The following is a 12098-nucleotide window of genomic DNA, read 5'->3' as shown; positions in this document are numbered from 1 at the left end:
AATCACACACCTTTTTACTTCTCTTTATTAAATTAGATGTATGATAGCAAAAACTAATATTTTTGTCAATAAAATTTACAAAAATCTTTGATTGCTAAAGTGAACACTTCGCTCTCTATACCCTAAAGACATCATCAAATATGCGGCAGATATTGCACCAAGAGCATCATCATAGGTTTTATTATCCCCTTTATACGCATAAATATCATTAAATACAGAAGCACTACTATACTTTGCAATGTAAAGTTTTTTGTAAGTAAACGGTGTAATTAAAGTTGTTATTCTGCTAAATTTATTAGACTTTGGCTTAACTGGAGCAATTCTAAAATATTGAGTCATATTACTCCTAAGCGTCATATATTCACGAGTCAATCCACCAGCACCTTTAGTATTATCTCTATCCTCCAAATAAAGTGTATGTACATTGAAATTTTCTAAAACAGTCTTGACCATATTCATAATATAAGGATCATTTGCTGGTCGCTGATCTTGAAATACAAAAGCATAATACTTATCATCAACTCGCTCCATAACACATAATGCGGTGTTATCTCCTCCAATACAAATGCTGGATCTAAATACGCTATTGGGCTAGTAAACACATAATCTTCAGTAATATTTATTTGTGTAAAAATTGAATCGCTGCCTGCTATCCATTCACCTAGCAAAACTCTTGCTTTATATGCTGGTATATCTTTATATAATTTCTCTTGAGTTTCGATAAATTCTTTACTAAGTAGAACATTATCATAAGTTTTAAAATTATATGTCTTAAAAGTCGCTATATTATCAATATAATCAGTTTTAAAATAGTGTTCCGGATGGTCTGGATTAGTATCAAAAATAATAGTTTCTTGTCCACACCTAAGTCTTTTTAAGACTTCTTCTAAAGTTTGCTTGTGTAAAGTAGTGGCCTCATTAACAAAAATAAGTGCTGAATTGCTACCCCTAAATCTTTCAAAATCACTTGCCTTATCTCCACCATATAGATTAATGCGAATTGAATCAATCAGAATATATGAATTATTTGTATGTCTTGGAATATACGGGATTTTAAGAAGTTTACATAGCTTTTCAAATTGCCCCAAAATATTAACTTCAACTGAACGTTGTGAATTGCCAATAATGAAATTATTAGTATCGCTAGAGTATAACTTTTTATTTTCAATTAAACTTTTGAGAAAAAGATAGCATGCAAGATACGTTTTGCCGCTAGCTATGCCGCCACCAAATATAATCTTCTTTTCATTATTTTTTTGAATACTTTTTATCACATTCTTTTGTTTTAAGTTAAATGTTTATCTTCAAATTGATCAAAATTAACCGCAGAGCTTGTGGGCTTTAAAAATTTAGATATGTCAACTCCAAACTGATTTTTATATTGCTTTTGAAGTGTTGTAAAAAATTTTGTTTGATATACGTTCACTTGTGCCCTTTACTATTTTTATAGTTGCTTTTACTTTCAGCTTCATGAACAATAGCAATTCTTTTCTACATTCATAGTAAAGCTCCATTTTCCTTATTGAATACTCCTTTATAAGGTCATTAAGCTCACTTTTCAAAGATTCAATATTTTCATTAACACAATTTGCATTTTTTTATCACATTCTTTAGATAAAGAATCAATTTCACATTTTAAATCTTTTATTTTGGAAAGCATACTATCAAGCTCAACACTAGAGTATTGATTGAATTCACGTATAAATCCTAATTCTAAATTAGCGCGCTCTAAATCTAATTCTCCCCTAATTTTCCTAGCTTTGACTTCTGATCTAAAAGTTTGTGCTAAAAGCTGTTCAAAAGTATCTTCATTAATTGTTACTCTAGAAGCCTCGTTAACAGAAATTTCTCCGCTTTCCCATTTTTGTCTCATTCTCCACACATTTACTCTAGAACTCCTAATCCCTCTGCTATTTCTACGTCACTTAATGAGCCTTCTCTAAAATATGCAACATAATCATCAAAAGACCTTTTACCTTTTTTCAAAAAAATCTTCTAAAATAACAAAATTAACAAATTGTTACTCTAAATAGTAAAACAATTTGTTATTTGTTAACATAAACTACTAATTTCTTAATATCCATTAACCGCTGATCTATCTTTACAATATTTATTAAACATGAACAATAAAAAATAAGACTAATAAACTAGTCTTATTTTTTATAATTTATGCTTCTAAAATCATTTCTTGCAATTTTTTCAGCTTATATTTGTTAATATATAACTTTTTAATCTCTTCTTCAATCTTTTTAATTTCTTAATTAAAATTATGTCCATACATATCATATAAATCTTGAAAGTTTCTAAGGCTAATAATGAAAGACTCATTTATTTTTTGATTATCATATATTTTTACTTTTAAAACCCTACTAGACAATGCTTTTTTTAAAAAATTAGATGTCTCATTTTCTTTTAAACACAACAAGCTATCCCCTTCTATAATCCATTGATTATTAAGTGAATTTATAATAGGCTTTTCTTTATCAAAAGAATAACTAATAATGATATTTTTTATATTGTTAACGTTCTTTTTAAATAATTCTTTTTTAAAAAGAAGAGTAATCTTTGACCTTTTTTTATCGCTACAAGCAATTATCAACCCATTGATGTCCTTAAATATAAAATTATTGTATTTTTTTTCTTCTGTTTTATCAGTATTACTCAAGACTTCGCCAATAGCAGTCCCAAATATATACATTAAGTTAAAAACATTTTTATCGGCCGATACAATAACATATGTATTTTCATTTCCATTTTCGTTTTTTTTATTTCTTAATTCCCAATACGCACTATTTTCTTGTAGTTTAAAATCTTCAAAATTAATATCATTATCGTTACCAGTAATGAGCCCTTTCATCAATTCGTTAGCATTTAAAGAAAGTAAAGCAAATATATAATATAAAATAATATAAATTCTTTTCATTTATTATGATTCTCCATTATTAATAAGAAGAACAAGACCTGATGTTAGTCTTGTTTCCCATAATTTATGCCTTCAAAAGGCTTTTCTCCATTCTTTTTTATTTCCGCCCCATTAAGATCTTATTTACATTAATAAAAATGCAATTTGTAAAAAAAGTAACAACTGGACATTTGTATTTACCAGCTGTTACTTTATGCATACAAAACTTAATTATAATTATATTTAAAAATCTTCATAATAATTAATCATCGTAACTATCAGTGATGTATCCTTTAATTTCATTAAATTTAGACCTATCTTCAAGATAGCTTTTAACCCCTTCTAATTTTAATTTTAATTCTTCTAAGTTTGATTTAATTTCGATAACATTTACATTTTCTTTTAAGTCGGGCTCCTTACCACCAGTATATGGTTTATTGTCTACATTTAATTTAGTTCTTAACTTGTGTCTAGTATCACTCAATTCCTTTAATAGCTTTCCTAATCCTTTATTTTCTTCTTCTAAATCTCCCCATGTTTTATATATAGCTTTTTTGTCGTCATCGGTAAAATAATCATATACAGGTCCCGTAATTTTATCTATAACTGCTTTCGGCTTTACACTTGTCTGACGTTCTATATTGTCAATATTTCCATTGACCCTATCTATTTTATCTGTAAGTGTTTTAATTTTGCTTTCAGCTCTCCTTTTTTCTTGTTGTTCTTGTCGTTGTTTTCTTTCTTGTGCTTTTTTCTCTTGTCGTTGTTTTCTTTCTTGTGCTTTTTTCTCTTGTCGTTGTTTTCTTTCTTGTGCTTTTTTCTCTTTTTGTTTTTGTTCCTCTATTTTTTCTTTATCTTCATCTTCTTTAGTCTCCTTTTTAACTTCTGTTTCTTTTTCTCCTAAATCAACAACTTTATTACTCTCTTCTTTGTTTTTTTCTTCTTTTTCTTCTGCATTAATAACTTTCTCATTTTTTTCTTTATTTTCTTCTCGCTCTTCTCCTAAGTCTACAGCTTGTTCATTTACTTCTTCTATATACTTTACTTTATCTTCTTCTTCTTGTAATTTTTTTGCTACTTCATCTACTTTTGAACCACTTGAAGTAATTTTATCCTTTACTGGATCTAAAATTTTATATAAAAATCCCTTAACTTTTCCTTTTAAATCTTGTTCTAAACTTTTTTTTACATCTTCACCACTTGTGTAATTCTTGCAAGAAATTATAATTACAAAAACAACACAAATAGTAAACATTTTCCTTTTCTTATTCATAAGATACTCCATAAGTCTTAAGTTTAACGCAACACCTAACAATTACAATTTTTTAAAGATTTAAATATATAATTTTGTTACATTCCCCTGTTACATATTAACAAAACGCAAATGTAATTTTAATCAACTCCCCAAAATCTCTCCATTGCAAATGACCTACCCATTACAAAAGACTACAAAACACATACAAACTAAATTTCAAAGTCTTTGCTATAAGTCAGCTAAAGTATATAGTCTTTTTTTTCTTAGCTGCACCTCTCCAAAATTGCCTCTTCTGTTTACTAGAGCTACCATAAAGCCCAAATTTAGCATGCAATGAGACCACACAAAATTTGACTAAAATTTTTAGTTTTTGGTAAAATACAAATTGCAATTTTATCTATTTTTATTACTTTTACTTAATTTAAAAGTAACACCTAGAAGGAGCTTGTCTTATGGACATTAATAATTATTTTAATTTAAATAATTACAATATTGATTCTATACTCAAACTAATACAAGAGTATCAAAAAGTAGTAAATGAAAACAAAATTCTTAAAAATTCACTCAAAAATTCTACCAAACTTAAAAAAGAATCTTTAAAATCAAATCCTAAATTCTACTTAACCCAAAAAACCAGCAAACTAATTGAAAAATGCGTCAAAACCTCAAAACAAATTGACCCAATATCTGGATGGTTTGTACATCTACTGTTAGTAAGTGGGTGCAGGGGTGCTGAAATTTAAAAAGTAAAAATGCAAGATATTTCAACTTTTTTAAGCAAAACGGGAGAAACTTTGTACAACATAAAAGTAAATGTTGCAAAAAAAAGAAATGTAGACTGTATTAGAGAAATTATTATCAACTACGAAAAGTTTGAAGCTATCCAAACAGCTCACAAAAATCACTTCGAAGAAAAAAATCTTGATACAAGACGCACCTATCTTTTCCAAAAAACCAAACATAAGTTTAAAGATAACCAAATTGACATTATACATATTTCTAAAAAATTTAAAAATCTTCTTAAAGAATCAGGATTTAAAGCAAATAAATCACTTCATTTATGTAGAAATTTATTTATTTCAAATTTGAAATCTAATGGTTAAATACGCTGCATTTATATCATAAACATTAAATTCAAGTTTCTTAAATACACTTGTATGGTAATGCAGACACAAAAAGTAACAACCCCATTTTTGTATTTCTGGACGTAAAGCTTTATTACTTTGTTTTATTACTCAAGCCCGGTACATGCTAGCTGCATTTGCGCCTGCACATAGTATTTGAAAAAATATTTACTACTTAAAAAATTGCTATTTTTATTGTACTTCGCAATAACACTACTCATATAATTAGAATCACTATTCTTAATCTCTAAAAGTTCTAAATCTCCATTATTATTAATAAACCAGCCATCAATTGTTGAGCCTACTAAAGTTTCTGCACTACACATTTTTTTAAAATAATTATACTTATCAACACCATTAGCATATTTATTTTTATACAAAACAGAAATATTATCTCTGTGTGATTTAACAAATTCTCTAAATCCTAAATTTTCTAACTCTTTGCCCTTGAGCATATACAAATTCTCTTCAAAAGTCATACTTATTCCAAAATATTTAAGCACTCTGTTTATCATTAAATCTTTTAGCCTTGCACCGCCAATTAGAATATTGCCTACTTCACTAGCAACATATTTATCAAGCTTGTTTCTTTGTACCCTAAAATCTTGATTGCGATCAAATCTAAAGCATTCTTGGCTGCTTATTCCTGGTAATTTTTTGCCTATCTTGCTTAACTTACTTTTTTCTTTAATGGGAGAAGATTTTTCCTCAAATATTTCACAACCAATAAAACTTTGTTGATTAACACTTATCATTTTGAGCTCTCCTTGAATATTGTCTTATGGGTCATTATTTTTAGTTGAAACATTGTTCATAATTTATTCCTTTTATGATAATAAATAATTATTTAACAAAAACTATTTTTGCCAACTTTTTTACAAAGATTTTTACAAAAAAATAGAGCTTAGCTAGTTCTTTATTAAAGCTTATAGCTAAGCCTTATTTCTATTTTTTAGGAAAATGTGAGTTAATAAATACTTATATTTATCAAAAAATATTTTTAATAAATTAGGACTTCTAAATAACTTTTTCCTCCTATAATTTTTATTACACATAAATATATAACAAAAACTTTCTTTGACCATCTTTTTTGCAAAAATTTTTGTAAAAAAATAGTCAAAATTGAAAAATATTTAAACAATTGCGATACTTGCAGTATCTCTAACTTCAAATCAAAATCAATTTGTATTTGTTAAAATAAAAAAGCCTACTTAAATTCTCTTGTTAAAAAATTTAAATAAGTTCTAATTAATAATAGAGCAAAAAATAAACTGTTACTTTATAGTAATATCTCTCAATAATTACATTATACTACCAAAAAGAAAATTATATGTTCTTCAATTACTTGATATATTGTAAATATTTAATAAATAAAGCATTCAAAATCGGTCCAAAAATTGCTGCCTTAATATCATAAAATGTATTAACCTGTTCTCCATATTAAGATCTCTGCGCAAATTCTTTTCTACATTATCAATCTTAGTATCTAAATTAGATATATCTTTTCGTAAATTCTTCTCTACATCAATTATTTTCTCTTTTAAAAATTCAAAGTTGTAATTATCATTATAAAGAAAAACAAAATCTATTGCCTCCTCTCTAAATCCTATATTTAAAAATTCATTTTTTATACTTTCTATATCATATGTTCTGTAAGCTAAATTGTTCATAAAATATCCGTATTATCCTTTTAATTGTTTATATTCTTTCATAATTCTTTTAATTATTTCTTTTTCATCACTAAATAATTTATCTAACAAAAATCCCGTAAATTTAGCATTGCTTTTATAAAAATCGTAACTTTCTTGCTTTTTAAGTTGAAATCTTAATGGTTTTATTGGATTTTTTTTTGATTTTTTTATTATTAAAGTTTCTTGGCCTTCTATTAAATCAAGAGAATTTTGAATGCCATTTTCAATTATATAATCCTCATTAAGAATTCCCGCTTGCAATGCTTTTCCTAATTTTAAATATATGTAAACTTGAGTTCTTGCCAATTTATAGTCTTTTACAAAAGCATCAAAACTTCTATATCCATCTAATTTGTAATATTCATTATCCTTGATTTCTTTTAAAATTCTAATACTTTCTACTTTATAAAAAATTTTCTTTTTTATATTAGTCTTTAACCTATTTTTTAAATCATTGTAATGAGCAAATATCTCCTCTTTGGTAATTAATTTTTTTTCACCGTCAGGATCTGCCACCCTCAATAAAACTCTCTTATTTAATTCTATTTCCATAATAAACCTCTTTTATTTAAAATCCATACGGATCCGTACGAATTTATTTAACGTATTTATCATACATAATGAAAAATCTTGATAATACACCTTTATATTCATTAATATAATCTTTAGTCATATCAAATTCTTCATTTTTAGCAATTTTTTTATTTAAATCTTCCCGTTCATGGATAAATCCCAAAATCCTGCCTTAGATTCAACGTGTTGTAGTAATTGCTTGTGAGTATTGTTTTTCTTAAATCGTGTTATAATCAAAAATATTGGAATTTTTATTTTTAAATTGTTCATGTGAAATTCCAATAATTCTAAACTTTCAACTGCCCATTTTTCTGCAGTCATTGGAACTATTATACAATTACTGGTCATTAAAGCATTTGACAGAGTGTAATCTAAACTAGGATTAGTATCTATTATTACATAATGATACTTCCGCTTTAAAAATTCTAAATTATTTTGCAACCTTAACTCTTTTAATGGTATGGATTCACTTAAAAATTTATTTAAAAGTTAAATAACTGGGAATTAAATCTAAATTTTCTTTAATCTTTACAATTGAATCATTAACATCTAACTTTTCTTTTAATACTCTATAAACATTGATATTCACAATATCAATGTTTTGATTTGAAATTTCTTTATAAAAATAACTTGTAGTGGATGCTTGTGTATCCATATCTATCAAAAGCACTTTATAATCTTTTGCAAGTAATGTTGCAAGTATAATAGCACTTGTGCTTTTACCAACACCGCCTTTGATTGACGCAATTGTTATTATTTTAGGTTTTTTATTATCCATTTTATTAACGGTCCTTGTTCGGGGTATTTTTCCCCATAAAATTTATATACTTGTTGTTCTAAATCCGTAAACATACTAAATAATATTTTATTGTAGTGACTGTTTGTTCTTTTTTTATCTAATAAGCGATATAGTCCCTTGAAGTAGCAAAAAACACTTCCGTGCTTACATCTAAACTCCATATAGTATGCCCTTGCTAATGTATACGCTTTTCTAATGTCGTTTAATTGATACTTTATTAAGGTTTTTTTTATTGGTTTTCTGTATCCATAAAAAATGCCAATAAACTTATTCCCTTCTTTAATGGGGTATAAATGAGTTTCTTCAACAATTCTTTCCCCATTAAATAATGCTCTTAATGCTAATCTAAATTCATATTTTTTCTCATAAACCCCAAATTTATAAATGTCCATCATTATTTTTGTATGGTATATTGCTTTACCATTTTCTTTTTCAATTAAAATAAAGCGTTCTTTATTTTGGTATTTAACTTTACATTTTCCTCTTCTTATAGTTTTAATAGGTTCGGGTGCGCTTTCCATATTTAAATCCTCATACGACCTTTATGTAAAATTCTTCTACAGTTAAAGATTTTTTTTGATTTTTTATTAGCTCTGATAATTCAGAATAATATGTACCAAATACTTTATTGTATTCTATTTTCTTTTGGTTATTCAAATATTCTTTTATAATAGGCTTTAGAATTTCAATATTTGTCTCTTTTTTTTAGTTGCTCAACAAGGATATTAAAAATGTTTATTTTTAAATTCTTATAATCTTTTTGAGGATTTTCTACTTTTGGGTTGATTGATTTTTCTAATTTTCTTTTTATGATATCTAAATCTTTATATTTATGATTTTCAATAATAAAATGTGGCTTAAATTTGTAGGCTTGATATACTTTTTGGAAATTTGTTTCTAATTGTTCGTTATTGTATCCTTTTTGCTCTAATTGTTTTTGAGTATTTTTTAGAATTTCTTTTAATTTAATTTACTTATCCTTGAAGCAAGATCTATTTAAATTTGTATTAAATCTTTTTATTAGTTCAAGTTCACCACGTTTTATAATTTTAATTACTTCAATTTTTGTTTTTTTATTAATATCTAAATTTAAAATAGAAAGAAAACTTTTGGACTTAATGTTACTTTTATTGTAATAAGTTTTTACTTGATATTCTTCTATTTGGTTAATTCTTTTTTCTTCTTTTATATTATTATTTTTATTACTTAGACACTCCACTAACTCTACACTACCATGGTTATTAAAATTGTCTTTAAAATAGTTATTTACTCTAGATTTAAATCTAGAGTCTTTTTTTTCTTTAAAATACTTGTTGATTTTCAGGTAACACTCTTTTTTAGGATAATTAAGCTTATAGTAAATTTCAGTCCTAAAATTTACTCCTAAATGTTGGTAATAGTTAGTTGTGACTTTTAATACTTTTTCTAATTTGTAAAGATAATTTTGCATAGTTCTTAGCGTAGTAGAAGTTTGACCATTTCTTTTAAGATTTCTATTAAAGTAATAGAGTATGTTTTTTTGAGTGTATTTCTTATCTTTTTTGTTTAGGTAATCTAGTGTTGAGGTAAGAGATATTAATTTGTGTTGGTGTTTGTTGTGACAACTTGGACTTTTTGTGGTGATTAAAAAATCTTTCATTTTTTACTCCTTTTATGATAATTTGCAAAAAATGATATAAGGGTTTAGCGAAGTTCTTTTTGTAGAGAATTTAGCTAAGCCCTAATTTTTTTGTAGAAATTTTTGTAAAAAACTTGGCAAAAATAGTTTTTGCTATATAATTATTTATTATCATAAAAGGAGTAAATTATGAACAATGTTTCAAACAAAAATAGATTTTTTAAATGATATAGATACTTTAAGAATGAACTTGTCGCGTATTGACAAAAGTCTTAAAGGGGACGGATATAAGTATCAGGATTTCAATGACATATTAGAAGAAATTGAAAACGTTATTAAAAAGCACAATTTAAAGCTTGGTTTTTGGCAATTCCCAACTTTTGTAGATGGAAAAAATGGTGAAGTTACTGTTGTTAGGACTACATTTTACAGTAAAAGTACTGAATATGAACACTCGCTTAATACACTAATTTTTACAGAAAATTTACGATGGAACACTGAAAATGGTTCTAAAAATTTGAATACAATGCCACAACTTGTTGGTTCAGCTATTACTTATGTCAAAAGGTACGCTTTAGTTGCATGTCTTTATATAAAAAGTGAAATGGATATTGATGCAGCGCCTATTTACAATAATTATGAAAATGGAAATTCTATAACTAGTAAACAAGCTAGTGTTAATCAAAAGCAAGAACAAAAAAAGATAAGTTTTATAATTACGGTGTTTTTAAAGAAGCGTTGTCTAATATAACAAATTGGGTAAATGACCCTACAATAAAAGATAATATAAACTCAATTATTCAAAAAATAAGCTTTATTCAGAATATAGCCCCTAATAATGGTGATGATATTAAGAAAATTGAAGCAGATCTGATCGCGTATTTTGAGAAAAATAGCGACTTTAAGAGGATTAAACTATTGAGCGGAGATTATAAAAAGACTATTTCAAGAAAAACAATAAATTGCAGGATTTAAAGGATTTTGAAAAGTTTATGTCGTTTAAGAGACCTATTTATGGTGCTAGACCACTAATATTCTTTAGTGTCTTAAAAAGAGATAAACAATTTGATTATATATTTACAGCATAATAATATTAATGCCCCCTATTTGGGGGCTGATATTAGCTATTAAGAATTTTTGCATGTACTACTAGCATTACTTTCAAAACCATCTATCCCCCCTTTAAGAGCCCCTTGGACTACCTCTTTGAAGATATGTTTATTATTAACCTTATCTCCAGTACAACTATCAAGTTCACTCTTTATATGGTCAAGCGTGCCTTTTATTTTAGATTCATCATGTTGTAAAAATTTATCAAATTCTTCAGCATTAGTTAAAGCAGTTTTTAACCAGTCAAGGGGTGTTTTTTGGGCTTCAGTTAGCTTTTCTCTAAGTAGTTCTTCTTTAGTTTTCTTGTGTTACTTCTTTTGGAGCTAAATCACATTTTACCCTGCTTTTTGTTTGGCTAGTATTAGTATCATTAGAATTACAGTCGTTTAGCATGATCAAAAATAAACAAAATAATATGTTGATGATTTTCATTGTTACTCCGTTTTTTATTAATAATATTTAATAAATCAATTATTAATACTAAATATTGGATAAACAATTATTATTTGAATTGATATTCTTTAAGTGAATTAGTAGCTATTTAGAAATGAAGGCAAATATTAGTCCCGCTATCATTGTTATAGACATTGCTCCCATAATCCCTAATACCCATTTAAGCATTTCTGTAAGAGACATTAAATTCTTTTCTACATTATCAATCTTTATATTAAGTTCATTTTTAACACTATCAATCTTAACATCCAAGTTAGATAGGTCTTTTTGTAAATTCTTTTCTACAGCATCAATCTTAGTGTCTAAATTATCTATTTTTAGATTTAAATTTTTTTCAACATTGTCTATTTTAACATCGAGATTAGATATATCTTTTTGCAAATTCTTTTCTACATAAGAAATTTCAGAAATAAGATTATCAAACTTTATGCCAAATTGTTTTTCTAAATTTTCTAAATCTCTATATGTTAGCTCATTGTGATAATATCTTTTAGATAAATCTTGTGCTATTAGTTGTTCCATGCCTAGTCGAAGAAACTCTTTATATATTTGTTCTTGACTTACACCTGCAAT

Annotated in this window: 5 protein-coding genes and 10 pseudogenes; 2 read left to right on the top strand and 13 right to left on the bottom strand. The window is 26.3% G+C overall.

The features are described from left to right. Positions 1-75: 75 nt before the first annotated feature. From HNP67_RS06190 to HNP67_RS06175, 4 genes and pseudogenes are all read right to left on the bottom strand, one after another. A pseudogene (locus tag HNP67_RS06190) lies at positions 76-1426 on the bottom strand (PBSX family phage terminase large subunit). Continuing rightward, a pseudogene (locus HNP67_RS06185) lies at positions 1423-1986 on the bottom strand (DUF603 domain-containing protein). The pseudogenes HNP67_RS06190 and HNP67_RS06185 overlap by 4 nt, the downstream one beginning before the upstream one ends. 271 nt (positions 1987-2257) lie before the next feature. Continuing rightward, positions 2258-2923, bottom strand: coding sequence for a hypothetical protein (locus HNP67_RS06180; protein ID WP_184125619.1), 666 nt, complete (start codon positions 2921-2923; stop codon positions 2258-2260). A gap of 241 nt (positions 2924-3164) precedes the next feature. Continuing rightward, the gene (locus HNP67_RS06175) at positions 3165-4175 is read right to left on the bottom strand and encodes an ErpC protein (protein WP_184125617.1); all 1011 of its coding nucleotides are present in this window, start codon (positions 4173-4175) and stop codon (positions 3165-3167) included. A gap of 434 nt (positions 4176-4609) precedes the next feature. Between HNP67_RS06175 and HNP67_RS06170 the strand changes: the two are divergent. Further along, positions 4610-5257, top strand: a pseudogene (locus HNP67_RS06170) (site-specific integrase); the annotation flags it as partial. A gap of 3 nt (positions 5258-5260) precedes the next feature. Here the strand turns inward: HNP67_RS06170 and HNP67_RS06165 are convergent. The 7 genes and pseudogenes from HNP67_RS06165 to HNP67_RS06135 form a co-directional block, all read right to left on the bottom strand. Further along, positions 5261-5389: pseudogene (locus HNP67_RS06165) on the bottom strand (DUF261 family protein); the annotation flags it as partial. A 2-nt stretch (positions 5390-5391) separates the two neighbouring features. Continuing rightward, positions 5392-6036, bottom strand: a pseudogene (locus tag HNP67_RS06160) (YqaJ viral recombinase family protein); the annotation flags it as partial. Between the two features lie 586 nt (positions 6037-6622). After that, positions 6623-6951 (bottom strand): annotated as a pseudogene (gene bdr / locus HNP67_RS06155) (Bdr family repetitive protein). 12 nt (positions 6952-6963) lie between these two features. Then, a complete protein-coding gene (locus HNP67_RS06150; RefSeq protein WP_184125615.1) occupies positions 6964-7524 on the bottom strand; it encodes a chromosome replication/partitioning protein in 561 nt (186 codons plus the stop codon). Positions 7525-7567: 43 nt separating this feature from the next. After that, positions 7568-8323: pseudogene (locus HNP67_RS06145) on the bottom strand (ParA family protein). Then, on the bottom strand, positions 8299-8865 hold the full coding sequence (locus tag HNP67_RS06140) for a DUF226 domain-containing protein (protein WP_184125613.1): 567 nt from the start codon (positions 8863-8865) through the stop codon (positions 8299-8301). Before HNP67_RS06140 ends, HNP67_RS06145 begins: the two are co-directional and overlap by 25 nt. A 10-nt stretch (positions 8866-8875) precedes the next feature. Beyond that, positions 8876-9983: pseudogene (locus HNP67_RS06135) on the bottom strand (plasmid maintenance protein). Between the two features lie 175 nt (positions 9984-10158). On the opposite strand from HNP67_RS06135, the pseudogene HNP67_RS06130 reads away from it, so the two are divergent. After that, a pseudogene (locus HNP67_RS06130) lies at positions 10159-11050 on the top strand (ERF family protein). A gap of 39 nt (positions 11051-11089) precedes the next feature. Here HNP67_RS06130 and HNP67_RS06125 read toward each other — a convergent pair. Further along, a pseudogene (locus HNP67_RS06125) lies at positions 11090-11504 on the bottom strand (Mlp family lipoprotein). 105 nt (positions 11505-11609) lie between these two features. After that, positions 11610-12098 (bottom strand): Bdr family repetitive protein (gene bdr / locus HNP67_RS06120; protein ID WP_184125611.1); only part of this gene is annotated, 489 nt, incomplete at its 5' end.

The sequence above is a fragment of the Borreliella californiensis genome (genome assembly GCF_014205885.1).
Lineage (GTDB): Bacteria > Spirochaetota > Spirochaetia > Borreliales > Borreliaceae > Borreliella > Borreliella californiensis.
Note: the sequence above shows the minus strand (reverse complement) of the source record. Positions and strands in the feature narration are given on the sequence as shown.

What these genes read in the sequence shown, in the direction of transcription:
- HNP67_RS06150 (WP_184125615.1), bottom strand. Translation starts at nt 7,524, where the DNA reads ATGGAAATAGAATTAAATAAGAGAGTTTTATTGAGGGTGGCAGATCCT.
- HNP67_RS06180 (WP_184125619.1), bottom strand. Translation starts at nt 2,923, where the DNA reads ATGAAAAGAATTTATATTATTTTATATTATATATTTGCTTTACTTTCT.
- HNP67_RS06140 (WP_184125613.1), bottom strand. Translation starts at nt 8,865, where the DNA reads ATGGAAAGCGCACCCGAACCTATTAAAACTATAAGAAGAGGAAAATGT.
- HNP67_RS06175 (WP_184125617.1), bottom strand. Translation starts at nt 4,175, where the DNA reads ATGAATAAGAAAAGGAAAATGTTTACTATTTGTGTTGTTTTTGTAATT.